The sequence below is a fragment of the Providencia sp. PROV073 genome, assembly GCF_033688125.1.
Classification (GTDB): domain Bacteria; phylum Pseudomonadota; class Gammaproteobacteria; order Enterobacterales; family Enterobacteriaceae; genus Providencia; species Providencia hangzhouensis.
The window spans coordinates 306,415-332,621 of sequence record NZ_CP096353.1 but is presented as its reverse complement, the minus strand read 5'-3'; the positions used below and the strand labels follow the sequence as shown (position 1 = coordinate 332,621).

The 26,207-nt window shown below is 38.9% G+C and carries 26 protein-coding genes; 13 read left to right on the top strand and 13 right to left on the bottom strand.

Annotated elements, in window-relative coordinates; translation table 11 throughout:
- Window positions 1–9: 9 nt before the first annotated feature.
- Entirely contained in the window at window positions 10–1,476 is a 1,467-nt protein-coding gene (gene murP / locus M1F17_RS01470) for a PTS N-acetylmuramic acid transporter subunit IIBC (RefSeq protein ID WP_004262534.1), read from the top strand.
- A 67-nt stretch (window positions 1,477–1,543) separates the two neighbouring features.
- Here the strand turns inward: murP and M1F17_RS01465 are convergent, their stop codons facing one another.
- The 3 genes from M1F17_RS01465 to M1F17_RS01455 form a co-directional block, all read right to left on the bottom strand.
- Complete coding sequence (locus M1F17_RS01465; RefSeq protein WP_094960780.1) at window positions 1,544–2,650, bottom strand: DUF262 domain-containing protein; 1,107 nt, start codon at window positions 2,648–2,650, stop codon at window positions 1,544–1,546.
- On the bottom strand, window positions 2,637–3,242 hold the full coding sequence (locus tag M1F17_RS01460) for a hypothetical protein (protein WP_094960781.1): 606 nt from the start codon (window positions 3,240–3,242) through the stop codon (window positions 2,637–2,639). The genes M1F17_RS01465 and M1F17_RS01460 overlap by 14 nt, the downstream gene beginning before the upstream one ends.
- Before the next feature lie 161 nt (window positions 3,243–3,403).
- Entirely contained in the window at window positions 3,404–4,009 is a 606-nt protein-coding gene (locus M1F17_RS01455) for a LysE family translocator (protein ID WP_094960782.1), read from the bottom strand.
- A gap of 101 nt (window positions 4,010–4,110) precedes the next feature.
- Between M1F17_RS01455 and M1F17_RS01450 the strand changes: the two genes are divergently transcribed.
- The 3 genes from M1F17_RS01450 (at window position 4,111) to M1F17_RS01440 (ending at window position 6,356) form a co-directional block, all read left to right on the top strand.
- Window positions 4,111–5,094, top strand: coding sequence for a hydrolase (locus M1F17_RS01450; protein WP_036958590.1), 984 nt, complete (start codon window positions 4,111–4,113; stop codon window positions 5,092–5,094).
- On the top strand, window positions 5,091–5,309 hold the full coding sequence (locus M1F17_RS01445; RefSeq protein ID WP_004262551.1) for a YheU family protein: 219 nt from the start codon (window positions 5,091–5,093) through the stop codon (window positions 5,307–5,309). Before M1F17_RS01450 ends, M1F17_RS01445 begins: the two co-directional genes overlap by 4 nt.
- Before the next feature lie 177 nt (window positions 5,310–5,486).
- Complete coding sequence (locus M1F17_RS01440) at window positions 5,487–6,356, top strand: phosphoribulokinase (RefSeq protein WP_096863570.1); 870 nt, start codon at window positions 5,487–5,489, stop codon at window positions 6,354–6,356.
- Window positions 6,357–6,446: 90 nt separating this feature from the next.
- Here the strand turns inward: M1F17_RS01440 and M1F17_RS01435 are convergent, their stop codons facing one another.
- Entirely contained in the window at window positions 6,447–6,848 is a 402-nt protein-coding gene (locus tag M1F17_RS01435) for an OsmC family protein (protein ID WP_004262554.1), read from the bottom strand.
- A 356-nt stretch (window positions 6,849–7,204) separates the two neighbouring features.
- Here M1F17_RS01435 and crp point away from each other — a divergent pair, with 356 nt between their 5' ends.
- Together crp and M1F17_RS01425 are read left to right on the top strand one after the other, a co-directional pair.
- Window positions 7,205–7,837 (top strand): cAMP-activated global transcriptional regulator CRP, encoded by a 633-nt coding sequence (gene crp, locus M1F17_RS01430; protein ID WP_004262556.1) that lies wholly within the window; start codon window positions 7,205–7,207, stop codon window positions 7,835–7,837.
- A gap of 191 nt (window positions 7,838–8,028) precedes the next feature.
- Window positions 8,029–9,606 (top strand): hypothetical protein, encoded by a 1,578-nt coding sequence (locus M1F17_RS01425; RefSeq protein ID WP_318837192.1) that lies wholly within the window; start codon window positions 8,029–8,031, stop codon window positions 9,604–9,606.
- 60 nt (window positions 9,607–9,666) lie between these two features.
- On the opposite strand, the gene M1F17_RS01420 is transcribed toward M1F17_RS01425, so the two are convergent.
- The 3 genes from M1F17_RS01420 to ppiA all read right to left on the bottom strand — a co-directional run bounded on the left by M1F17_RS01420 (window position 9,667) and on the right by ppiA (window position 12,608).
- The gene (locus M1F17_RS01420) at window positions 9,667–10,899 is read right to left on the bottom strand and encodes an aspartate aminotransferase family protein (protein ID WP_094960785.1); all 1,233 of its coding nucleotides are present in this window, start codon (window positions 10,897–10,899) and stop codon (window positions 9,667–9,669) included.
- A 129-nt stretch (window positions 10,900–11,028) separates the two neighbouring features.
- The gene (locus tag M1F17_RS01415) at window positions 11,029–11,604 is read right to left on the bottom strand and encodes an aminodeoxychorismate synthase component II (RefSeq protein ID WP_094960786.1); all 576 of its coding nucleotides are present in this window, start codon (window positions 11,602–11,604) and stop codon (window positions 11,029–11,031) included.
- Window positions 11,605–12,035: 431 nt separating this feature from the next.
- Complete coding sequence (gene ppiA, locus M1F17_RS01410) at window positions 12,036–12,608, bottom strand: peptidylprolyl isomerase A (protein ID WP_004262568.1); 573 nt, start codon at window positions 12,606–12,608, stop codon at window positions 12,036–12,038.
- 323 nt (window positions 12,609–12,931) lie between these two features.
- Here ppiA and yihA point away from each other — a divergent pair, with 323 nt between their 5' ends.
- Complete coding sequence (yihA, locus tag M1F17_RS01405) at window positions 12,932–13,543, top strand: ribosome biogenesis GTP-binding protein YihA/YsxC (protein WP_125891687.1); 612 nt, start codon at window positions 12,932–12,934, stop codon at window positions 13,541–13,543.
- Window positions 13,544–14,075: 532 nt separating this feature from the next.
- On the opposite strand, the gene polA is transcribed toward yihA, so the two are convergent.
- The 4 genes from polA to M1F17_RS01385 all read right to left on the bottom strand — a co-directional run bounded on the left by polA (window position 14,076) and on the right by M1F17_RS01385 (window position 19,191).
- On the bottom strand, window positions 14,076–16,868 hold the full coding sequence (polA, locus tag M1F17_RS01400; RefSeq protein WP_110592665.1) for a DNA polymerase I: 2,793 nt from the start codon (window positions 16,866–16,868) through the stop codon (window positions 14,076–14,078).
- 397 nt (window positions 16,869–17,265) lie between these two features.
- Window positions 17,266–17,886 carry a thiol:disulfide interchange protein DsbA gene (gene dsbA, locus M1F17_RS01395; protein WP_004262579.1) on the bottom strand — a complete coding sequence of 207 codons (621 nt, stop codon included), beginning with the start codon at window positions 17,884–17,886 and terminating at the stop codon, window positions 17,266–17,268.
- A 33-nt stretch (window positions 17,887–17,919) separates the two neighbouring features.
- Window positions 17,920–18,915 carry a serine/threonine protein kinase gene (locus M1F17_RS01390; protein WP_112307786.1) on the bottom strand — a complete coding sequence of 332 codons (996 nt, stop codon included), beginning with the start codon at window positions 18,913–18,915 and terminating at the stop codon, window positions 17,920–17,922.
- A gap of 6 nt (window positions 18,916–18,921) precedes the next feature.
- Window positions 18,922–19,191, bottom strand: a complete 270-nt coding sequence (locus tag M1F17_RS01385; RefSeq protein ID WP_004262581.1) for a YihD family protein — start codon at window positions 19,189–19,191, stop codon at window positions 18,922–18,924.
- Between the two features lie 216 nt (window positions 19,192–19,407).
- On the opposite strand from M1F17_RS01385, the gene mobA reads away from it, so the two are divergent.
- The 4 genes from mobA to M1F17_RS01365 all read left to right on the top strand — a co-directional run bounded on the left by mobA (window position 19,408) and on the right by M1F17_RS01365 (window position 21,942).
- Entirely contained in the window at window positions 19,408–20,001 is a 594-nt protein-coding gene (gene mobA / locus M1F17_RS01380; RefSeq protein WP_094960789.1) for a molybdenum cofactor guanylyltransferase MobA, read from the top strand.
- On the top strand, window positions 19,998–20,516 hold the full coding sequence (gene mobB / locus M1F17_RS01375; protein ID WP_318837191.1) for a molybdopterin-guanine dinucleotide biosynthesis protein MobB: 519 nt from the start codon (window positions 19,998–20,000) through the stop codon (window positions 20,514–20,516). The genes mobA and mobB overlap by 4 nt, the downstream gene beginning before the upstream one ends.
- A gap of 78 nt (window positions 20,517–20,594) precedes the next feature.
- The gene (locus M1F17_RS01370; protein WP_096863561.1) at window positions 20,595–21,293 is read left to right on the top strand and encodes a helix-turn-helix transcriptional regulator; all 699 of its coding nucleotides are present in this window, start codon (window positions 20,595–20,597) and stop codon (window positions 21,291–21,293) included.
- 49 nt (window positions 21,294–21,342) lie between these two features.
- Window positions 21,343–21,942, top strand: coding sequence for a glutathione S-transferase family protein (locus M1F17_RS01365; RefSeq protein ID WP_318837190.1), 600 nt, complete (start codon window positions 21,343–21,345; stop codon window positions 21,940–21,942).
- A 56-nt stretch (window positions 21,943–21,998) separates the two neighbouring features.
- On the opposite strand, the gene gorA is transcribed toward M1F17_RS01365, so the two are convergent.
- Window positions 21,999–23,351 (bottom strand): glutathione-disulfide reductase, encoded by a 1,353-nt coding sequence (gene gorA / locus M1F17_RS01360; protein WP_036958623.1) that lies wholly within the window; start codon window positions 23,349–23,351, stop codon window positions 21,999–22,001.
- A 138-nt stretch (window positions 23,352–23,489) separates the two neighbouring features.
- Window positions 23,490–24,332, bottom strand: a complete 843-nt coding sequence (locus M1F17_RS01355) for a 23S rRNA (adenine(2030)-N(6))-methyltransferase RlmJ (protein ID WP_004262593.1) — start codon at window positions 24,330–24,332, stop codon at window positions 23,490–23,492.
- A gap of 233 nt (window positions 24,333–24,565) precedes the next feature.
- Between M1F17_RS01355 and M1F17_RS01350 the strand changes: the two genes are divergently transcribed.
- The gene (locus M1F17_RS01350) at window positions 24,566–24,970 is read left to right on the top strand and encodes a DUF1090 domain-containing protein (RefSeq protein ID WP_036958592.1); all 405 of its coding nucleotides are present in this window, start codon (window positions 24,566–24,568) and stop codon (window positions 24,968–24,970) included.
- Between the two features lie 204 nt (window positions 24,971–25,174).
- Entirely contained in the window at window positions 25,175–26,167 is a 993-nt protein-coding gene (gene yhjD, locus M1F17_RS01345; protein WP_004262608.1) for an inner membrane protein YhjD, read from the top strand.
- Window positions 26,168–26,207: the final 40 nt, after the last annotated feature.

Below are 26,207 nucleotides of genomic sequence, written 5' to 3'. Positions count from 1 at the left end.
ATAAATAGTATGGCTAAAATAACAATAGAAATGATACAGCAGATCCTGCAACACGTTGGAGGACGCCGTAATATTAAATTAGCGGGCAATTGTATGACCCGTTTGCGGCTCACACTCAACAATGACCAGCTAGTCGATAAAGCTGCACTCAAACAAATTGCAGGAGTGCTTGGCGTTATTGAAAGTGATGAACAACTGCAAGTGATCCTTGGCCCAGGTAAAGCGCAAACTGCCGCGGACTTGATGAACCAACTTTTAGATAGTGATGAAGAGGATAACCACGAAGCAGCAGCCCAGCCTCAGGATCTGAACGATATTGCATCCGCAAATAAGCAGCAACTGAAAAAGAAACAAACCAGTGCCGTTCACCGATTTTTATCCAAATTTGCCACCATATTTACTCCGCTAATTCCAGGTTTTATTGCTGCGGGCTTACTATTAGGTTTTGCAACTCTGGCGAAACAAACCTATTTTCCAGCAGGGCTCCCGACAAAACCTGAAGAGCAGACCCTACTCGTACATACGATTCTGTATATGTCGGTATTTAGCAAAGGGCTGTTTAGCTTCCTAAGTATTCTTATCGGTTATAACACTCAAAAAGCCTTTGGCGGTAGCGCAGTAAATGGCGCCATCATTGCTTCACTGTTTGTTCTTGGGTACAACCCTGAAATAGCTAAGGGGTTCTATTCTGATATGAATAGCTTCTTCGGGTTGGCTATCGACCCAAGAGGTAACATTATTGGGGTATTAATTGCGTGTATTTTTGGGGCATGGGTCGAAAAACAAGTCCGTAAAATTATTCCAGCCAACCTTGATATGATTTTAACTTCAACAATTACCTTGTTAATTGTTGGTGCTGCAGTGTTTATCTTCATCATGCCAATTGGCAGTTGGTTATTCTCTGGTATGTCGTGGCTTTTTGTTCATTTAAGCAGCAACCCATTCGGAACCGCTATACTTGCTGGGCTATTCTTAATTGCAGTAATGTTTGGCGTGCACCAAGGTTTTGTTCCGGTATATATGGCACTCGTTGAAACCCAAGGCTTTAACTCACTTTTCCCTATCCTAGCAATGGCTGGTGGTGGGCAAGTTGGTGCAGCGATGGCGTTGTACGTTAAAGCCGCAAAAGATTCAGTATTACGTAACCAAATTCGTGGAGCTATCATTCCAGGTTTCTTAGGTGTCGGTGAACCACTTATCTACGGTGTAACCCTTCCTCGGATGAAGCCGTTTGTCACCGCATGTTTAGGCGGTGCTGCTGGGGGGTTCTTTGTTGGACTCGTGGCTTGGATGGGTTTACCCGTTGGTTTAAATACTGTCTTTGGCCCGTCCGGCTTAGTCGCTATCCCAATGATGACCTCTGCTGATGGCGTGTTCCCAGGGATGTTAGTTTATGTGGGCGGGTTATTCGTTTCCTACTTATTCGGTTTTATTTTTACCTACTTTTTCGGCACTAAAAACGTCGATTTAGATTAATCAAGTTTACATAATCAAACTCCCCTATCAATCTGTTAATAGATTAGTAGGGGAATAAACACTAAGCTTAATTTATGATTTTCTCAAAAATATTTTGAATTTCAATATCTCTGATCTCTCTTTCTTTTTTATTATTTACACCTTCTTTTGCTGCATTTTTATAATCATCAGATAATTCAACTGAATCTATAATTATTTTTATTTCATTAACCTTTCCGTCATCATTAATATCAATCTTATTGATAACTCTACAAAAATAGACAAAAAGGCTAAAAAAATTGGCCTTTCTATACCATAGAGATGATTTTTTGAATTTCAGTTTATTAAATAAAATAGCTGATTTTTCCAGTCTTTCCAATAATTTATCTTTTAAATCAAACGACTCATTATACTGTTCAGCATATGTCCATGATAATTCATTTCGATTGAAAAAACCGCCAATCGTGGTTGATATAATATTCAATGTATATTGAAGATTTGTTTTTTTCGCAATTTCATTAATAGAGAATAGATTTTGGCTAGTCATCAACTGCCTAAACTCTTTTGCTTTTTTGTTTTTATCAACCGCTTTAGCCCAGTCTTTAAAGCTATCTTTTATATATGGATTATTTCTTATGTTCGTAATTTCCTCATCTTCATCATCTTCAGCAGAAGATAAGTCCATCTGGCCTGAAATAAACTCTGAAAAATGCATGAACTCCGAAGCACTAAACTCTGATGACTTTCTATCTATCATTGTCAATGAATTCGAAGTTCTATTGATTCTCTGAAAAATATCAGCAATAATTTGGTCATCATTGGTTAAATCCAATTCTATCACGGGTATTTCATATTTATAGAAGTCTTGTTTTTCCTCGTCCGTCAATTCAGAGAATTTTCTGTTATTAACAGATAGTTTCCCTGAAATGAACTCCATTATTGCATTAGTTCTTTGCTGCCCATCAACAATTGAAGCAATACTTATTTTTTTGTCTAAATCAATTTTACCTTTAGACAAAAAAACATGCGGGAATGGGTATCCTAGCAATATTGTTTTTATAAACTCCTGTTTATGAAGATCCCTCCAGACTAAATTCCTTTGGAAAAACGGGTTAGTTACCAGCCTACCAGATTCAATATCATTCATATAATTTAGTAGTTGTACAGACCTGATCTTATAATCAATCGTTTTCATTTAAGATACTCTTATTTTCATGATTGTTAGCTTTAAAGTAATTAATACTATACTTTTGCCTATTTTTAAAGCTTTCTTCAGAAGAGAACAAGCAAGCTGATATCTTAGAATAACTCTCTTTATGATCTAAAGTTAGTTCGTTGAAGAAATCAAACCAGTTTTTTCTAGTATTTCCGAATGGAAAATACAATGGGTGAATAAATCCTCTAGCTACATTATTTATATAACTCTTATATACCTCAAAACTCTTAAATGATGACTTCTTAGTAAAGTTAAATGTATCATCCACTATGCCATTTAAAATTTTATCAAAAAGAAAGCCATCAACTATAGCAATATCTAAGTCAGATGAACCTTTACTATATTCATTAGATGTCTTTAAACTAAATCCTATATGAGCAGATCCTGTAACATAAATATGTTTAAAGGGAACTGAAAATTTATTACTAATTTGATTTAAAATCACATATGTAGAGTCATCTGTGTTCATGAAACCTACAGACGGAGAGGATAAATATAATTTTTTAACAACTAAATCAATATCCTCACCTTTAATTATTTTTTTATTCTTTTCTATAATTTCGGAAAGCATTTACTTTATTCCTTCAAATAGTAGAGAATCTTTCTTCTATTTACGGCTTAATCTCAGCCTAATTATATAGCCTATTAAGATAAAATCAGCCACAAATATTTAATTTATTTTATGTATTAGCTATCGAACTCTTATAAAGTCTCTAGCACGTACAACAAAGATCATTCCAACCAAATTAACGGCACGCACAGTGCAGTTAATAAGCCCATCACCCAGTTAAAAATAAACCAAGCACGGCGGCTACGTAAAAATAGGCTAATTAATGAACCAAACCCCATCCAAATTAAACCCGCCACTAAGTTAACTATCACAAATGCGATACTCATCATTAAAATAGATTGGGTAAATAATTCACCGGGGAGGCTAAATCCCCCGACAGCGCCTAGCCCCATCATCCATGCTTTGGGGTTTAAAAACTGTAATAAGCCGCCTTGATACCAAGTAATGCTTTTCGCAACTTCGCTATTCGTCTTCAGTGGTGCATAATTTGCTGTCGCTGTTTTCCATGCTAGCCATAGCAAATATAGACTTCCGGCGAATTTTAAGGCGACATGAAGCGCAGGATAGAGCAATAAAAGTGCAGCAACCCCGAATGCGGAGAGATAGAGTATTGACTGCATCCCTAACATAATACCAAGGCATAATATTATTGTATGGCGAAAACCGTAGTTTGCTGCACTTGACGTTAGCAACATATTGTTAGGGCCGGGAGTGACTGCAGCAATGAATAAAAACGTAAAAAGAGAAAAAACCAGCCCCAATGTCATTTATAATTTAGCCTCAAACTCAAATTTGTTTACTTGCATCACAAAAAAATAACAGTATGTTATGTGACTCACAAGAGTCTCCATTAAATAAAAACAAGGCTATGTCAGAAAACTTTCGTCCAATAAGTTGGGCTAAAAATCCACACCTCCAAACATTACTGCCAAGGATTTTCCGTAGAACACCGAAAATCAAACCAATATGGCAGCGGCTTGAATTGCCTGATGGCGATTTTATCGATCTCGCTTGGAGTGAAAAACCTGAGCTAGCGGCACATAAGCCACGTTTAGTGATCTTCCATGGTCTCGAAGGCAATTTTAAGAGCCCTTATGCCCACGGGATGCTAGAAACGGCCCAAAAGCATGGTTGGTTGGGTGTAATTATGCATTTTCGCGGTTGTAGCGGTGAACCCAATCGCCAACAGCGAATTTACCATTCAGGTGAAACCAGTGATGCTCGCTATTTTCTCCGTTGGTTAAAACAAACCTATGGTGATACGCCGACGGCCGCAGTCGGCTATTCTCTTGGTGGTAATATGTTAGCGTGCTATCTCGCAGAAAGTGGGCAAAATGCAGATTTAGATGCGGGCGTCGTGGTTTCGGCCCCATTAATGCTAGAAGCCTGTTCTTTGCGGATGGAAAAAGGAATATCTCAATTCTATCAACGCTATTTACTAAATGGCTTAAAACGTAATGCAACGCGTAAATTGGTACGCTACCCTGGCTCACTACCTTTAAACTTGCTGCAGCTTAAACAACTAAAACGCATCCGTGAATTTGATGATGTGATCACTGCTCGTATTCATGGTTTTGATGATGCGACAGATTATTATCAAAAATGCAGCGCATTACCTAAATTAGCTTACATCACGAAGCCAACATTGATTATCCACGCTAAAGATGACCCATTTATGGCGCCTGAGGTTGTTCCTGATTTATCATTTTTACCCCACAATGTGGAATACCAAATGACAGAACATGGTGGGCACGTAGGCTTTGTGAGCGGTACCTTGAGAAAACCGCAAATGTGGTTAGAAACACGCATCCCTCAATGGTTAACGCCTTATTTAGATAAGGAAATAATGTGATTATTCCTTGGCAAGAACTTGAACCTGAAACATTGGAAAACCTAATTGAAAGCTATGTCTTACGGGAAGGAACCGACTACGGCTCCCATGAAAAAAGCTTACAAGATAAGGTCAACGATGTGAAACGGCAGTTAGTTTCTGGTGAAATTGTGCTAGTCTGGTCTGAATTGCATGAATCGGTTAATTTCATGCCTAAGGGAAGTTTTTCTGTATGATGTTTTTATTCCATGGTTCATTTTTACGTCATCTTTTGTCATAAAAAAGTTGCGTGTTTTCCAACACAATCATGTCGTAAAACCATCAAATAAAACTCAAAACCCTAACACCCGTTAATCCGCTTCATGCACTATTGATTAAAATAGTGCTTATAAGCGCAACACAGGGAGTCCACGATGTCCAAAAAGCACCCAATCATTGCTATCACTGGTTCGAGCGGAGCTGGCACAACCTCAACTAGCCAAGCATTTCGTAAAGTTTTTCACCAATTAAATATCCAACCAGCAACATTAGAAGGGGATAGCTTTCATCGCTATACACGCCCTGAAATGGATATGGCTATCCGTAAAGCCAGAGAACAAGGCCGGCACATCAGTTACTTTGGCCCCGAAGCGAATGATTTTGCGTTGCTTGAACAAACCTTAATCGACTATGCAAAAACAGGTTGTGGGCAGTCCCGTAAATATCTACATACTTATGATGAAGCGGTACCGTATGGCTTGCAACCTGGGACATTTACCCCTTGGGAGCCGCTACCAGACAAAACAGATATTTTATTTTATGAGGGGCTGCATGGTGGCGTTGTCACTCCAGAACATAATGTTGCACAACATGTTGATTTGCTTGTAGGTGTTGTCCCTATTGTCAACCTCGAATGGATCCAAAAATTGATCCGCGATACCACAGAGAGAGGGCACTCCCGCGAAGCGGTTATGGACTCTGTTGTACGTTCAATGGGGGACTATATTAATTACATCACGCCACAATTTTCTCGCACCCATATCAATTTTCAACGCGTTCCTACGGTAGACACCTCTAACCCATTTTCGGCTAAAGCTATCCCATCACAAGACGAAAGCTTTATTGTGATCCGCTTTCGTGGGCTAGAGCAAATTGATTTCCCCTATTTGCTGTCAATGATATCCGGCTCTTTTATTTCAGCAATGAATACAATTGTCGTCCCAGGAGGGAAACTCAGTTTAGCAATGGAATTAATTATGGCACCAATAGTCGAAAAACTAATTAATCAAAAGAACAACAGTTAAATTATTTTTTGATTAAAAAATAAGATGCTTATCATTAATTAAGGTAAGCATCTTTCAATTCAAATATATTAATAAAAATTAAATTTATTTTTAGTTTTTTATTTCAAAGCTGTGTGTGACTTCAACGGTTTTCTCTAACATCAATGCGACTGAGCAATATTTCTCAGCAGAAAGTTGAACGGCACGTTCGACTGCTTTTTCCGTTAATTCATTCCCTGTCACAATAAAATGCAAATGGATTTTCACAAAATAACGAGGGGCTTCTTCACGACGTTGTGAGGTTAATTTAACTTCACAATCCGTAATATCGTAGCGGCCCTTTTGCAAAATCGAAACGACATCAATTGCGCTACAACCCCCCGCTGCCATTAACACCATTTCCATTGGGCTTGGGGCTTTATCACCCGCATTGCCATCCATCATCACCTGGTGCCCAGACGCAGACTCTCCTAAGAAAGAAAGCCCTTCAACCCACTTTACTCTTGCTTCCATTGTATTTCCCCTTGAAATGAAATCGGTTTAAAGGCTACATTGTTCCATAGATATAAGGAATGTTATATCAACTTTATTTGGCTGAAGCGATACAGGGAAGACTTTCTTTATTGAATATGCTACAAACAATACTTAGTTGATAGGATTAAGATCAAAACTCAACAGTTTAATTGATCATATTATAGTGTTGATATCAATTTGCGTTACCAAGAGCAATCAAAAACGCTGAAGTAATCAGCCCCTTGATTATTTAAAGGTATATAAGGCAAATTAATATGCTAAGCTAGTGACTTTAAAGCCAGCCTTTCTAGTACGTTTTTCCGAATGGCTGCAATAACATACAGAGGATAACGCTAATGGTTCTCGGCAAGCCACAAACAGACCCTACTCTTGAATGGTTTTTGTCACACTGCCATATTCATAAATATCCATCCAAGAGCACTCTTATCCATCAGGGTGAGAAAGCAGAAACCCTTTACTATATCGTTAAAGGTTCGGTGGCTGTTTTAATTAAAGATGAAGAAGGCAAAGAAATGATCCTCTCTTACCTGAATCAGGGGGATTTCATTGGTGAGCTTGGGTTATTTGAAGAAGGGCAAGAACGTACTGCGTGGGTTAGAGCAAAAATCGCCTGCGAAGTTGCTGAAATTTCATATAAAAAATTCCGTCAATTGATTCAGGTTAACCCTGATATTTTAATGCGCCTTTCTGCGCAAATGGCTAGTCGCCTACAAACAACATCTGAGAAAGTCGGTAACCTCGCATTCTTAGACGTTACAGGCCGTATTGCTCAAACTCTATTAAATTTAGCCAAACAACCTGATGCGATGACACATCCAGACGGTATGCAAATCAAAATTACCCGTCAGGAAATAGGCCAAATCGTGGGTTGTTCCCGTGAAACAGTTGGCCGTATTTTGAAAATGTTAGAAGACCAAAACCTGATCTCTGCACATGGTAAAACAATTGTGGTTTACGGCACACGTTAATTAACCTTTCAGCCTGGCCACCTTTGGCTGGGCTATTATTGTAAACAGCGGTATATCAATGATATAGCGCTGTTTTTCATTTCTTTGCTTATGGCCCCTTTATTGACTTTCTAGCACACTCGCGTTTTTTGATATTAATTAAAATATACTTATATAAAATAATTAATAATTAATCATCCGAGATTTTATATATGCGCACTATTACTAGCACAAAAAACCAAGTTATTTCGCCACAATTAGAAAATAACAAAAAAGATTTTATTAAGAATAAAACCTTTTTTGAAAACTTACAATATGCAAATCAAGCATCTGTAAATTCCCCCACATTAGTGAAACAACCTACAGAACAGATAAAAAAGACACCACGTGAAAACTTTGTATCTTCATTAAATATAGGAAGTTTGCTACCTAATACCCAGCCAACTCATAAGACATTTTATCCTAAGCATAAAACTATTTTTGAAACTCAAAAAAATAAAAATATTGACATCCGCTCTATCGATTTCAAGACTAGCCTTGATTTTTTTAAAAATATGCCTAGTTCTCAAGATCAGAGCTTAGTTTCTCGCTATCCCCTCATATTTAAAAATTCGAGAAAAATAGAAAAAAATTTTACCCCAGTAGAAGACCATTCAATTACCCATAAAACTCAGGAAGACTTACCAATGCAAACAAGTAAAAAAAACAACGTTGAAACCTCAACGTTTGTAGATTTTCATTTAAACCGTTCCGCAGGTATGCTATCTAATTTTAAATATAAAATAAAATCCATTCATGAAAAAAGTATTCGCAAGTTCAGAGATGTTTTTAAAACAAATAAAAAGGAAGAACTATGCGTTAAATTTGAAAATGGCGAGGCTAAGATTATAGATAAAACTACTATAACCAGTCAAAATTTAATAAAAAAACACGAAAAAATTAAAGATTCGAATAAAGAAGTATTTCAAGATAATAATCAATTAAATAATATCAATACTCTAGACTCTACTGAACCATCACCTGACAAAAATAAAGAGTGCGGAAATATTTTTAATAAAATGGAATCAGCCATTAGCACGTTAGAAGATCATTTCAATGAATCTACCACAAATAAACAACTAGCTTGGGACAATGATGGTATTGACTGGTATAAAGCACAAGATGAAAGTCTAAATACAGAGAGTAGCGAACTTGTTAAACAAGCGTATTCACAAGATATTATTGATGATGCAACTCGCATAATAAATAAGTCAGACTCTGATATTATCAGTGAAAATGCAAAAACAATATTTAATGAATTTTTTAGTGATAACCATCAGAATTCAAGCATTAATTTTTATTCGAGTAATGAAAGTATAAACTCTAATTTATCTGGTTATGTTTCAGAGAATTCTGTCGATTCTGGGTATAGTTCAGAAAACAAGAAGAAAGAAACAGTGGTTAATTTAACCACCTCCGAAAACCACACAAAATCTAAAATAACAGATAATTTAGATCGGAAAGAAAAATCAATTATTAGAAAAAAAAAGCCTAATATCAAAATACGCCACACCGAAAAATCAAAAGCTCGCAAACAATTTATTAGTAATGGATATAAATTATCGCAAAGTAAAGAAGAACAAACAATAGTCCCTAAAAATAAAATACCAAAAGCTAAAAGCTTAGAGTATACCTTGCAAGACCCACAAAAAACATTAGAAGATATAAAAAACCTTATGACAGAAATAGTCAAAGAAGAAGCTCATATATCTCACCTTCAATCTGAATTAAGCCTCTTGGATAATAAATAACCGCTTGCTTAAGGAACTAGTTGCAGAGACATTAATGCCTCTGCAACTTTCAATTAATCATTAACTCAGTAACTTCTCTATTGCCGTTTCTAATTTCGCCATGCCGCTATTAATTTCTTCTTCCGAAATAATCAGCGAAGGCGTAAAACGTAAAACATTAGTGCCTGCATTGAGCATCATCAGCCCTTCTACTGCGCTGGCTTGCAGGATATCTTTCGAGCGGTTCAATAGTTTGCCGTCAAGCTCAGCACCAATTAAGAGCCCCATTCCTCTGATCTCAGAAAAAATGTGGTATTTATCGTTAAGCTTATTCAAATGAGCAATAAACAATTCACGGCGCTTTTGAACGCCATTTAATACATCTTCTGTATTAATAATATCAAACGCCGCATTACCTACTGCACAAGCTAATGGATTACCGCCATAAGTGGTACCATGCGAACCCACTTCCATCGTTTTCGCAATTTCTTCAGTAGTAATCATTGCACTGATAGGGAAACCGCCACCCAATGCTTTTGCCGTGGTTAAAATATCAGGCACAACGTTGTAATGCATATAAGAAAATAATTTACCTGTACGCCCCATACCGCTTTGTACTTCATCAAAAATCAACAATGCATTATTTTCATCACATAGCTTGCGAACTCCTTGCAGGAATTCTGATGTCGCAGGGGTGACACCACCTTCCCCTTGTACGGGCTCTAACACCACAGCACAGGTATTTTCATCAATGACCGCTTTGACCGCATCCAGGTCATTAAAAGGCACATGAATAATATCCGCAGGCTTTGGCCCAAAACCATCTGCATATTTCGCTTGCCCGCCCACCGAAACGGTAAATAATGTGCGCCCATGGAAGGCTTGTTTGAAAGCAATAATCTTCGTTTTATATGGGTTATATTTGGTGATAGCGTAACGACGCGCTAATTTAAACGCGGCTTCGTTAGCTTCTGAGCCTGAATTCACAAAAAACGCACGGTCAGCAAATGTCGCATTCGTAAGTTTTTGTGCTAACTTTAGCGCCTGCTCGTTGGTGAAAATATTACTGACATGCCATAGCTTTTCGCTTTGTTCACGCACAGCAGCCACCAAACTAGGGTGACAATGCCCTAAAGCAAGAACCGCGATCCCACCAGCAAAATCAATATATTCTTTACCTTGCTGATCCCAGACACGGCTACCTTCACCTTTAACTGGAATAAATTCCGCCGGCGAAAAAATAGGCAACATAACTTGATCGAAAGTCTGCCGATTAACTGCGTGTTGTTCTGCTGCTGCGTATTGTTCTGACATACCCCTCACCTGCTCTTATTTAATGCGATAATGAAAATATAATCATTAAATATGAATAAAAAATCAAAAAAGAGCAATAGCAAAGGGCATAATATGCATAATTAATTTATTCTGAACCAGATTTATAAATTAATATTTTAGAAAATTATTTAGTAATTCATGGCCTTGCTCACTCAGAATGCTTTCAGGATGGAACTGAACGCCTTCTATAGGCAAGGTTTTGTGCCGTATTCCCATGATTTCATCAACATCACCATTATTCAGTGACCATGCTGATACATCAAAAGAAACAGGGAGTGTCTCTGCCGCAATTACCAGAGAGTGGTAACGTGTCACCGTCAAGGGCCGGTTCAAGCCTTTGAATACCCCTTGATGATTATGGTGAATCGCAGAGGTTTTACCGTGCATAACTTCTCGTGCTTTAACAACTGATGCACCAAAAGCTTGCCCAATGGCTTGATGCCCTAAGCAAATACCTAAAATGGGAAGCGTACCTGCAAAGTATTTTATCGCCTCAAGGGAGATGCCAGCCTCATCCGGTGTACATGGCCCAGGTGAAATCACAAGATGTGTAGGCGAAAGCTGTTCAATTTCTTCGATGGTAATTTCATCATTACGTTTTACAACAACTTCAGCCCCTAATTCACAAAAGTATTGGTATAAGTTGTAAGTAAATGAATCGTAATTATCAATAAGTAGAAGCATATTAGCCTATCCGACTGATTTTTATCATTATGTATTATTTCTTATGCATATTTTTATTGTGTTGGCAATCAGAACGATGATTAAAACACCATAAAAATAATAAGGGCGGCTATCATAGCACAGCCAAAGCAGGAAAATAGCCTATTTAAGTCAATGATTATTTTTTCTCAAAAAAAATTTCCATATAAAAATCATGGAACTATATTTACATTCCTATAACAAGCTCACATTTTGATTAAGAATTACTTTAAATACAATGAAATAAAAGGCTATTAAAACGTAGTAAGCGCTGACACATTTTAACTAACATAGTGAATGAAGAGAAACTCAAAGGGGAAGGAAAAGCGGATTTTAAAAAAAGTGGGCACGTTAAAGCAACCTACCCACTGTATTCGACACGATAGTTTTTAATTACTACTGTTTTTTAATCACTAAGGCTTTTTAATCACTTCAGCAGAAATGATTGTAATTGGCTCTACAGGAACATTTTGATATGGGCCTACATTTTCCGTTTTTACTTTAGAGATTTTATCTGCAACATCCATCCCTTTCACCACTTTACCAAATACGGCGTAACCGAAGTCACGTTGTCCGTGGTCTAAGAACGCGTTATCAGCAACATTAATAAAGAATTGGCTCGTTGCGCTGTCTTTATTTGCAGTACGTGCCATAGAGATAGTACCGCGCAAATTACGTAAGCCATTATCTGCTTCATTTTTGATTGGGGCACGGGTTTGCTTTTGCTGTAAATCTTTATTAAAGCCACCGCCTTGGATCATAAAACCTGGAATAACACGGTGGAAAGTAGTTCCGTTGTAATAACCTTCATTAACATACTGAACGAAATTTTCTGTCGTAACAGGGGCTTTTTTACTATTCAGTTCTAATTCGATATCACCCGCCGACGTGACTAACTTGACATAAGTCTCACCCGCAGATAAAGCAAGAGAAGATGCGCTCATTGCGCAGACGGCCAAAAGTGGCACAAAAATTCGTTTTAACATGTAAGGTCCCTTTCGTTATAGCTCATTACAACTGCAATCAAGCAATTCTAGAGTGAAGCTAACAAGAATGCTGAAGATTTACCTATATTTACGCCCAAAAACAAAAGTGCATCAAATGCGTTAAATTCTAGACCACTTTCAGCAAAAGGCGTCATGAATAATGGCTATTTTTCTATTATTACAATTGCGCGGCTCATAACACAGGAAAAATAATACCAGATTCAAAGAGAAAAACCGTTGAGGGGAGATTTCAAGTTGTCGGGAAGTGCTAAGCAAAGCTATAATCCCCGAGCCTTTTGAGGCTAACTCAGGGAGAACGACAAATGGCAATTAAAAATCATAACTACCAGATGGCAAAATTTGTCATCAGTGCACCCGATATCCGTCATCTACCTAAAGATACCGGAATTGAGGTGGCTTTTGCTGGCCGCTCTAATGCGGGGAAATCCAGTGCGTTAAACGCATTAACACAGCAAAAAAGCTTAGCACGTACCAGTAAAACACCAGGAAGAACTCAGCTAATCAACCTATTTGAAGTTGAGGAAGGCGTTCGCCTTGTTGACCTTCCGGGCTATGGTTATGCCGAAGTTCCTGAAGAAATGAAACGTAAATGGCAACAAGCACTCGGGGAATATCTCCAAAAGAGAGAATGTATTAAGGGGCTTGTTGTATTAATGGATATCCGCCATCCATTAAAAGACCTCGATATGCAAATGATTGAATGGTCTGTTGCGATGAATGTACCCGTTTTAGTTTTGCTCACTAAAGCAGACAAACTAGCCTCTGGAGCAAGAAAGAAACAACTGATGGAAGTTCGCCAGGCATTGGCTCCTCTTGAAGGGGATATTGAAGTCGAATACTTTTCAGCATTGAAAAAAATTGGTGTCGATAAACTCCGCATTAAGCTAGATAGTTGGTATAACACACCAGCTTGATTTCTTTTGTTGTGAGTCAGAAATGGCTCATGACACCCTTGCATCTTCTAATTTACTGAATTTTAGATAAAAAAATGCTCCAGTCAAAAACTTGACTGGAGCAGCTAATATTCAGCTAAATCCGATTACGTGAAGTAAAAGGTCTGAAAGATAGAACATCTTACCTCTGTACCCTACGCCTATTAATGTACTTTATTTTTCGCTCGAAAAAAAGCCTTTTTGTAATTTTTTTTCAAAGCTTTCTACGATTCAGCACAGAAATACGAATAAAATAAGCTAAAAAACGGATTTTAATTACATATTTATGAGATGTATGTCGCATAAAAATGTTAATCATTTTCTTGACTTTCATCACAAAAATAATTGATTTATTGCAGAGTTATAGTGAATTTCTAGTTAATAATTTCAAATGAATAATTATCTGTTATACCTTCGACCTTCGCTCAAACATAAAAAACCCCCAGTAATTGGTTATCCAACTCTTGGGGGTCTCTTCATATTGAAGGTTTTATATATTCAATATGATTAAAAATTAGTGGGCTTCATCCCAGTTATCACCAATTCCCACATCCACTTTTAATGGCACGTCCAGTTTCATGCTTTGTTCCATTAATGACTGGACCTGAGCTTGAACACGCTCTAATTCAGACTCTTTGACCTCAAAGACCAATTCATCGTGAACTTGCATTAGCATATCTGCATGCGGCTTTTCAGTTTGCAACCAATTATCAACGGCAATCATGGCTTTTTTAATGATGTCCGCTGCGGTTCCTTGCATTGGTGCGTTGATCGCTTCGCGTTCTGCCGCTTTACGGCGCATCCCATTACTCGACTTAATATCCGCTAAATATAAGCGACGGCCTTCAAGTGTTTCAACATAACCTTGTTCAGAAGCTTGTAAGCGTGTGTTTTCCATATAACGTAATACACCAGGGTAGCGTTCAAAGTAGAGATCCATATAGCGCTGAGCTTCACCACGAGGGATCCCTAATTGACGTGCTAAACCAAATGCACTCATGCCATAGATAAGCCCGAAGTTAATCGCCTTGGCACTACGGCGTTGGTCACTGGTGACTTGTTCCAGTGGTACACCAAAGACTTCAGCGGCTGTCGCTTTATGGATATCTTTCCCTTCCGCAAACGCAGTTAATAGGCCTTTATCTTGAGATAAATGCGCCATAATACGTAATTCAATTTGTGAATAGTCCGCTGCCATCACTTTGTAGCCTTCACGCGCGATAAAGGCTTGGCGGATCCGGCGACCTTCTTCAGTTCTAACTGGAATATTTTGTAGGTTAGGATCTCGAGAAGATAAACGCCCCGTTGCTGTGACTGCTTGGTGGTAAGAAGTATGAACACGCTGAGTACGCGGGTTAATCATGAGTGGCAGTTTATCCGTATACGTGGATTTTAATTTGGCTAAACTACGGTGCTCAAGCAACAATTTTGGCAATGCATGGTTTAGCGCTAATTCTTCAAGCACTTCCTCATTCGTCGATGCTGCCCCACTTGGCGTTTTCTTTATCACTGGCAACTGCAATTTTTCGAATAAAATCGTTTGTAATTGTTTTGGTGAAGCGAGGTTAAACTCCTCCCCCGCAAGCTCAAAAGCTTCCTTTTCCAGTTCAGCTAAACGAGCGGTAATCACTTTTGACTGCGCAGCAAGCACGTTAGCATCAATTAGAACACCTTTACGCTCCATTCGGACTAACACAGGCACAAGTGGCATTTCAATATTCTGGAAAATGTGATTAAGCTTAGGTTCAGCCTCTAATTGTGGATATAACGCTTGATGCAGTAATAGCGTGACATCTGCATCTTCCGCCGCATAATTAGCGGCTTCTTCTAAAGCAATTTGGTTAAATGTCAGCTGCTTTTTACCTTTACCTGCGATTTCTTCAAAGCTCACGGTTTTATGGTTCAAATGGCGATCGGCCAAGCTGTCCATATCATGGCGTCCCATCCCCGCAACACTGTTTAACACATACGATTCCAGCATGGTGTCATAACCGATACCTTTTAATTCGATGTCATAATTTTCAAGAACTTCTGCATCATACTTCAAGTTTTGGCCAATTTTGAGGATGTTTTCACTCTCAAGGATAGGCTTCATAAGTTCCAAAACCTCTTCCAGAGGAAGCTGTACTGGCGCATCAAGGTAATCGTGACCTAATGGTAAATAAGCGGCATGCCCCGGCTCAATTGCAAATGACATTCCCACTAAACGAGCTTCTTGGGTATCTAAACTATCGGTTTCAGTATCAAAAGCAAATAATGATGCTTTGCTTAATTTTTCAACCCAGCGCTCTAAATCGGCTTTTTCTAGAATCGTTTGGTAATTTTCGGCACACAATGTTGGCACAGTTGGGTTTGATGGCTTCACAGGTGACGCTGCTGGTGTTGGGCTAGGTTTCGCACTTGAGCCTTTCCCCTCCATCCAAGTCCCATTTTCAACATCGGCTAACCAACGTTTAAATTCATAACGGCTGAATAATTTATGCAGTTTATCCACATCTGGCTGAGCAACTTGTAGCTCTTCACATGTTTTTTCCAGCTCAACATCCGTTTTAATCGTCGCTAATTGGTATGATAAAAAAGCAACATCACGGTTTTCCGCCATTTTAGGGGCTAACGTTTTAGAACCTCTAAAACCTAATGGAGCAATAGCCTCAAGGTCATTATAAATTGCTTCTAAGCTACCAATACCTTGCAGTAAAGCGAGTGCTGTTTTTTCACCAACGCCAGGCACCCCAGGAATATTATCTGACGAATCCCCCATTAATGCTAAAAAGTCGATGATAAGTTCAGGGGGAACACCGTATTTTTCTTTGACTTCATCAGGCCCTAGAATAGTGTTATTCATGGTATTGATGAGCGTAATGTTAGGCTCAACTAATTGCGCCATATCTTTATCGCCCGTACTAATTAGCACTGGCATACCTTTTCGGCTTGCTTCACAGGCTAATGTCCCGATGACGTCATCGGCTTCCACTCCTGAAACCACCAGTAAAGGCAAGCCCATCGCTTCCACCATTTCATGTAATGGGGCGATTTGAGCGCGTAAATCATCAGGCATAGGTGGGCGATGTGACTTATAGCTTTCAAACAATTCATCACGAAATGTTTTTCCCTTCGCATCAAAGACAACCGCTACATGGCTAGGTTTATACTGCATAATTAAACTACGTAGCATATTAAGCACGCCATACATTGCCCCTGTAGGCTCACCAGCACTATTGGTCAGTGGAGGGAATGCATGGTAAGCACGGTATAGGTAAGAGGAACCATCAACCAGAATAAGAGGGTTTTCTGCAATCTGAGCCATAATCTGTCATCATCTTTTTAGTCAGGAACGAATACCAATAGGATGCCATAATGTGGCCTCAGATACATCCCAAGTTTTATATTCCGCTTAGTTAGATAATTAAAAACACACCAAATCATCCACTATTATAAGTACACCATTGATTACAGTTAATTAAAATTAATCACGCCGATTAACTAAGTATCTGACTAACATCCTGTGGATAAGCTTGTGTGTAAATTTGTGTTACTCAGTAAATTCAACAAGTAATATGGCTGTTAACAATATAAACAGAAAAGTAAAATCAAAGAGTTAGCGCATAATTGAATGGGTTTAATACAGGTGAGAGAAAGTCTTTGAATTGTGGATATTAATAGAAAAAAGAGACGATGGCGAGTATACCACCGTCTATTTACGATTATTTTTTATTTACTAAGAAGTTCACAACATTAGAGAACTCTTTGCCGTAGTCCGCTGCGTTATCAACTGAGATACCGTTATTACGAACTTGGTATTTACCATCAACAAATAATGCAGGAACACCGCGCAGTTTTAAGTCTTGCGCTGCATTTTGCTGTTTCGCAACGATAGATTTCACAACGAAGCTGTTTAAAGCTGCATCATACTCTTCACCAGAAATACCTGCTTTGATAAAGGCATTACGGATATCTGCTTTACTGTTGATAGTTTGCGTTTTTTGGATACCTTCAAACAGGATAGGTGTGACTTTGTCTTCTGCTTTCAAGACAATCGCAACGGCCCAAGCTTGAGTTAAATCGGCACCTAAAGGACCAAGAAAATCAACGTGATAACGCTCCATTTTCACGCCTTCTGGTAAGTTTTTCTCTACCGTTTGAGGCACTTTATACACGCTCTCAAATTGATAGCAGTGTGGGCAATAAAATGAGAAGAACTCCAAAACTTGAGGTAAATTTGGTACAGCTTTAACATCAGTATACTCTTTACCTTCCGTGTAGTTTGCCGCTGCAGCACTAAAAGACATGGCAATACCAAGCAAAGCCAACATAATTTTTTTCATAGACTACATTCTCCAAAAACAAAAACTTAAAAGTTAAAACTGAGGGGTTAACTGCAAAGGGGCGTCTTGCAACCGTTCAATCTGTTGATTAAATTCGAGCGATTGTTTTTGCCAAAAATCATCAGCTTGTAGCCATGAAAATGCTCGAGGAAACGCAGGGTCTTGCCAGCGGCGGATAATCCACCCGAGGTAATGTACCATACGCATTGCTCTAAGAGGTTCAATCAGCTTCAGCTGTTTTACATCAAAATCACAAAACTCATTATACGTTTCTAATAACGTATCCAATTGAATGACTTGTTCTTGGCGAGAGCCATTAAGTAGCATCCAGAGGTCTTGAATTGCAGGCCCATTTCGGGCGTCATCAAAATCCACCAGCCAAGCTTCATCGCGCCACAGAATATTGCCTGGGTGGCAATCACCTTGTAGGCGAATAGATGAAATAGAGTCAGGCCATTGTAATTTTACTTGTGCAATCAATGCATCTAAAGACTCTATAAATTGAGCTTTATAGCGTTCTGCAATCAAAGGGCTTGAAGCTATCACTTGGCGAGGTTGTGCCAAATATTCATCAAGACCCATTGTCGGACGAAATGCAAAATTTTTACGCTGGCCAATTTGGTGTATACGTCCTAGCAAATGGCCTACACTTTCTAATTGAAACAAGTTATCTGTTTCATATTGTCTGCCACCGATACTCGGAAAAATTGCAAATATAAACCCACCAAACTCCAATACCGTTTGCCCAGCAAACTCAAGAGGCGCTGCGACAGACAGCCCTTCATCTCGAAGCTCTAAAGTGAAATCGTGCTCTTCTTGAATTTGTGAACGGTTCCAACGCTCAGGACGATAAAATTTAACCACATAGCGTTGCCGATTTTCGTCTTGGAATTGATAAACCCGATTTTCGTAGCTATTTAATTCAAGCAGACCTGATTCGGGGTAAACCCCGACTTCCATTAAGGCGTCTAAAATTAAGTCAGGGGAGATTCCACTAAAATGGAAATTCGAATGTTCTATTTCGTCCATCGCGTTTTAGTCTTTAATAATGCCACGGGCACGCAAAATAGCGGTTTTAAAGTCATCTTCATAATCTTTTTTTAAACCCGGGATCGCTTCATTGCTATCCGAACCACGCATTTTTAAATGATAAATTAGCACATCATCTGTTAACTCAGATAAACTGCCTTTAAAACCTGCTTCATCAGCCAGTTTTTGCAATAATTCTACCAAGTTTAAATCTGAATTATCTTTCCAGACAGGATGCAGAAGCTCAATAACTTCATTTAAGCGATGGCATTTCATGTTTATTCCTTTATCACGAATATTCGATACAAGTTACCAATAATCATACAAGAGAAAAAGCGAACTGTTGTCAATCTACGTAAAGTTTAACTGCAATACGCACGAATATTCATTGATTTTATAGCAAAATAGAATAAATTTTAGTAATTACTATACTCGAAAGTGTTTTCTAGGAATGTTGAAACATTTTCTTGAAGATATTCAAGGATATTGAACATGTCATTTCGTCAGTTAATAACGGGTGTGATACTTGCTGGTGGCCGAGGCTCTCGAATGGGTGGTCAAGATAAGGGATTGGTACTTTTATCGGGAAAGCCGCTCTATCAACATATTTTAGCACGCTTACAACCCCAAGTTGGCGAAGTACTCATCAATGCAAACCGTAATCAGGCACGTTACAGCGAAAGCCAATTGACGGTTATCTCTGATTTAAATAACCATTTTTCTGGCCCATTAGCAGGAATGCAAGCGGCTTTACACCATGCCAAAACAGATTGGTTACTGTTTGTGCCTTGCGATGTTCCTGCTTTCCCTCTCAATTTAGCGGAAAAAATGTTCAATGAGAAAGAAAAACATTTAGCCTGCTACGCTTGTGATACAGAACGAGAGCACCCTACGTTTGCTTTATTGCATCGCTCACTAAAAGCTCAACTTGATGATTACCTTGCAAGAGGTGACCGTAAATTAATGCTCTTTATGCATGAAATTAATGCAAAAGGTGTTATTTTCTCACCCGAATCGGGTTCATTTGCGAATCTTAATACACTGGAAGATAGCCGTAACTGGGAGTTACAACAAAAAGAATTATGAAGCAAAATACTCTACCCCTACTTGGAATTACCGCTTATAGCGGCACAGGAAAAACGACTTTATTAAAAAAAGTTATCCCTCTGCTTAAGCTGCGTAACGTTCGTGTTGGTTTAATTAAGCACACTCACCATGACATGGAAGTGGATAAACCGGGCAAAGACAGTTTTGAATTACGTAAAGCTGGCGCAAACCAAACGCTTGTTGCCAGTGCAAAGCGCTGGGCGCTGATGACCGAAACCCCCGAAGCTAATGAAATGGATCTACACTATTTAGCCAGTCGTTTCGATCACACAACATTAGATCTGATTTTAGTTGAGGGCTTTAAGCACGAACCGATCGATAAAATCGCCTTGTTTCGCTCTGAAGTGGGCAAACCTCTCAACGGTTTGATAGATAACTATGTGGTGGCTGTTGCCAGTGATGAAATCATTGATACCAACGTGCCGCAATTAGATATCAATAACCCAGAGCAAATCGCAGATTACATTGTGTCTTGGTGGCAAAAAAGCAAGTAACTCTCTGATATTGCGTCTATCGTTTAGATAAAATAGACGCAATTTAGAGATTCATTCACAATAACCTAAAAAACACTCATGACCCGTACTCAACGTTTACTGACCCTATTGCAGATACTCAAAGAAAATCGCTATCCTATTACGGCTGAAGCACTTTCATCACAACTTCAAGTTAGCGTGCGTTCTATCTATCGAGATATTGAATCCCTGCGTGATCAAGGTGCTGAAATTATCGGGGAAGCCGGTATTGGTTACCAATTAAAAGCGGGACTATTACTACCGCCTTTAGCTTTCGATGAAAATGAACTTGAAGCCTTAATATTAGGTTTACGTTGGGTAAAAAGTAACGCAGACACTGAACTAAAAAACTCAGCAATACGGGCGATAAGCAAAATTAATGCTGTAGTTGCAGGTCATTCACAGAAAATCCTAAATCAAAATACCTTATTTGCCCCCACCACACATTTCTATGAAATTAATGACGTCATTGTTAAAGACTTACGTTTAAGTTTACGAGAAGAATGCAAAGCCAAAATGACTTACCTTGATGGGCAAAATCAACCTAGTGAACGAATTATTTGGCCAATTGCCATTGGTTATATGAAAGACTCCCAAGTATTAGCCGCTTGGTGTGAATTACGTGAAAGTTACCGCCATTTTCGTTTAGACCGCATTCAGTCTTATCATGCACTTTCAGATAAACTACCTTACCCCAAAAATTACCTACTAGAGCGCTGGCAAAAAGAAGTCTTGTGCGTCTCTCCTGACAATTTCTGACACTCCACTCCCTTATAGTAAGCACTCAACTTCATATAAGGAAATCACCATGAGCGAACTGGTTCTTTTTACTAATTCAATGTCACGTGGCAACACGGTCGACCTACTATTAAAAATTTTAGATGTTCCTTACAAGCGTATTGAATTAGGTTATGGTGCAGATATGCATACGGCGGAATATCTTGCAATTAATCCGATGGCGAAAGTTCCCGCACTTGTTGATGGTGATGCCGTCGTCACTGAAACCGCTGCAATTTGCTTGTATTTAGCGGATAAATTTATTGAAAAAGGTTTAGCACCAGCTTTGAATGACCCTAAACGTGCAGATTACTACCGTTGGTTCCTATTTACTGCAGGCCCAATTGAATCTGCCTTCACTATCAATAACTTAGGGATTCAATTAGATGAAGAACAGCAAAAATCTTCTGGCTTTGGTTCTGTCGAACGCACAATGGCCTGTTTAGAAATGGGTTTAAACAATGCTAAACCGTTTATTTGTGGTGAGCAATTTACTGCTGTCGATGTGTATGTCGGTGCATTTGTGATGTTTTTAGTCAAATACCAAATCATGGAAACCACCCCTGCGATGCAAAAATACCTTGATAGCTTAGCGACTATTCCTGCGATTGCAGAACTGTTGGCAAAATAATGCCAAAAAAAAGCTAAGCTCAAATGAACTTAGCTTTTAATTTAAATAACCAATACTTAACGCATGGTCACAAATTCTTCTGCCGCTGTTGGGTGAATGGCCACCGTATTATCAAAGTCTTTTTTGGTTGCACCCATTTTTAATGCAACCGCAAAGCCTTGTAAGATTTCATCCATACCAAAACCAATACCGTGAATACCCACGATTTTTTCTTCTTCACCCACACAGACCAATTTCATACGGCAAGGCTGACGATGCGAAGTGACGGCGGTATACATGGCTGTGAAAGATGACTTATAGCATTTAACTTTATCAGCACCATATTTTTCAATCGCTTCTGGCTCAGTTAAACCAACTGTACCAATTGGTGGGTGAGAGAACACCACCGTTGGGATATTACTGTAATCTAAGTGCTCATCCGGTTTATTATTAAATAAACGTTCAGATAAACGACGACCCGCAGCAACCGCAACAGGGGTTAACTCAACGGCGCCAGTATTATCACCAACCGCATAGACACCCGGTACATTGGTATTTTGGTATTTATCAACCTTGATATAACCTTTTTCATTCAGTGCGACGCCTGTGGCTTCAATATTCAGGTTATCTGTCATTGGTTCACGACCAATAGCCCAAATTAATGCATCGACGGTTTGCTCTTGGCCATTTTCCAATTTTAATGTCAGTGAACCATCTGCATTTTTCACGACTTCTTTCGGAATTGATTCCGTATGCAGTTTAGGGCCTTCCGTATTCATGACTTCCACTAATGTTTCGACAATCAGTGGGTCAAATGAACGTAACGGGGCATGTTTACGCACAAATAAATGCGCCTCTGCGCCTAAACCATTTAATACACCAGCAAGTTCAACGGCAATATAACCGGCACCCACAACCGCAACACGTTTTGGCAATGCTTCAAGTTCAAAGAAGCCATCAGAAGTCATGCCATATTCTGCACCTGGGATAGCAGGGATCACTGGACGCCCGCCAGTTGCAATCAAAATATGGTCTGCCGTGTAGGTTTCACCATTTACCTCAACAGTATGGGCATCAATAAAACGTGCAAAACCATTGATGACATCAACTTTATTATTCCCTAAGACACGGTCATAAGACTGGTGAATTCGGTCAATATAAGCAGTACGACTATCAATAAGTGTTTTCCAATCAAAACGATTAATTGTCGCATCAAAACCATAATCAGGACCATAATTGCGAATAGCTTCCGAGATTTGTGCCGCATGCCACATCACCTTTTTCGGTACGCAGCCCACGTTAACACAAGTCCCACCTAATGCTTTCGCCTCAATTAAGGCACATTTTTGCCCATACATTGCTGCACGGTTCATCGACGCAATACCACCGCTTCCGCCACCAATTGCGATATAGTCGTAATGTTTGCTCATAATTTGGTTATTCCCATTGATTGAATGATTTATGAATGCATTTTCTCGCATCATGCTATTGATTGTCATGGCATAAATAGCGCTTTACGATAGATAACACCTGTTAATTTAATCGGTATTACCTATCAAAAATACAGTTTACTCTGGCACAATCCACTCAACTAACGTATGCCCAGTGCCTTCTGGGACGAGTGTTTTATGTAACCATGGCAGCACATTCTTCATTTGCTGCTCAAGTTTCCAAGGTGGGTTGATCACTATCATACCGGATGCCGTCATCCCACGCTGGTCGCTATCAGGACGTACCGCCAATTCAATTTGTAATATTTTACGAATGCCTGTTGCTTCTAATTGATTGACCATACGCTTAATTTGTTGACGTAATACAACAGGATACCAAATTGCATATGTTCCTGTTGCAAAGCGTTTATAGCCTTCCACCACCCCTTTCACGACCGCTTCATAATCCGTCTTCATCTCATAAGGAGGGTCCATCAGCGCAAAGCCACGTCGACTCTGTGGAGGTAATTTCGATTTTAGCTGTTGATAGCCGTCTTCCTTGAAAACTTGCGCGCGGTTATCCCGTGAAAATTCTGTACGTAATAATGGATAATCGCTCGAATGTAGTTCAGTTAATACCAGCTTATCGTGTTCACGTAATAAATATTTCGCTAATAATGGTGAACCCGGGTAATAGCGTAAACGCCCATTATCATTCAATTGGCGCACAATATTCATATACGGCAATAATTCCTCAGGCAAATCAGGTTGCTCCCAAATACGCGCAATCCCTTCAAGATATTCACCTGTTTTTTCTGCATGTTCCCCCGTTAATTGATAACGGCCAGCACCTGAATGTGTATCTAAATACAGAAACGGTTTTTCTTTCTCTTTCAGAGATTCAATGATCAAGCTCTGTACTGTGTGTTTTAACACATCAGCATGGTTGCCTGCGTGAAAGCTGTGACGATAACTTAACATGTAACGTTTGTTTCCTGAGGAAATTCAATACTAGCCACTAAGATGACTATTATTAAATAGGTTCTTTAAAGATAGCCCTTTTGAACAAAAAATAGACCGGATTTATTCATCCGCGTCATTATAGCTAAAATTGACTACAAATGTCATAACCATAGCTGTGTTAAAATTCACATGACTGAAAAGAAATAAAACGCTATCCTAAACACAAATTTTAAAATAAACAGAGGTAAATAATGAATAAACTACTCCTTACAACTAGTATTTGTATTTCCTTTTTTGCTAGCGCATCAGTAATGGCAGCAAAAACACAAAATGGCTGCGAAATAAAGAAACAACGCATTCAAGAACAAATTGATTACGCAAAACAACATGGTAATCAGCATCGAGTTAAAGGCTTAGAAGAAGCATTAGATAATGTGAATCGTTATTGCACTCCAGAATCTTTATATCGTGATAGTCAAAAAGATGTAGCTGAGAAAACAGAAAAAGTGCAGGAACGCGAAGCTGAGCTGCAGGAAGAAAAATTAAAAGGCGATGACAGTAGTAAAATTAAAAAACGTGAAAGAAAACTCGCAGAAGCTCAAGCAGAATTAAAAGAAGCCCAAGCTGAACTGCAAGTTTATAAAGATGCGCTTTAATTTCTAACGCCCCTTTTCCTCTGATTAATTAACCAGTTGCTTTGACTTTAAACAAACGTTCCAATGACTATTTGTCTCTTAAAACAGTCATTGGGATGAAGTTACTGTCCAATTTAAGCTATAGTACTATGCATATAATTCATTTATAGGCATTAAATAGGTCGAAAAGTCAGACAACTTTTAGTTGCGGGAAAAGGGGATTAAATGTCGAATACGCAGGAAGAAGAACAGAAAGATACTAATAAACTGAAAGCGACACTGAATAAAAGTATTGATGGCAGTAAAAAAGCAGTGACCTTCTCAATGCGAGTTGTGAACTTTATTTGTGCAATTCCTTTTATTGCTCACATCATTCGTACCGTGCAACGTTTTAATGACCGAATGGGGAACCAGTTTGGGGCTGCAATTACCTATTTCTCCTTTCTCTCTTTAATTCCCGTTTTAATGTTTTCATTCGCCGCTGCCGGTTTTGTATTAGCCAGTAATCCTGAATTGCTTGAAAAATTAGTTCGTGGAATTTCTGCAAATATTACTGACCCTACGCTCGCAAATACATTAGAAAGAACAATAGACACCGCAATCCGCCAACGTACGACAGTTGGGCTGACAGGGTTGGCTTTAGCCGTGTACTCAGGGGTTAATTGGGTTAATAACTTACGTTTAGCTATTTTGGCACAATCACGTTCTGTATGGGAACGTAATGAAGATGAACATGAAAATATTATTTTCCGCTACATTCGCGACTTCTTTGCCTTAATTGGCCTACTTATTGCCTTAATTGTGACAATTACACTTACCTCTGTTGCTGGCTCTGCACAAGCGACGATTGTCAGTACGCTTGGGTTAGATGGTATAGAATGGCTTAAACCTGCTTGGACACTGATTGGTTTAACAATATCAATTACAGCTAATTTCCTACTATTTTTATGGATTTTTTGGATCCTACCGCGTATGCAGCATCGCCGCAGGTCACTATTTAAAGGAACATTGCTTGCAGCTATTGGGTTTGAAATCATTAAATCCATCATGACATGGATTTTACCTAACCTTGCCTCGTCACCTTCTGGAGCCGCGTTTGGTTCAGTGCTTGGCCTAATGGCATTCTTTTACTTCTTTGCGCGTTTAACCTTATTTTGTGCAGCTTGGATAGCGACTGATGAGCCAAAAGGTTCATTGGATAACGAAATAATTAAATAACAACTTACTGGGGCGGTAAGACAAACCGCCCTACCACTGT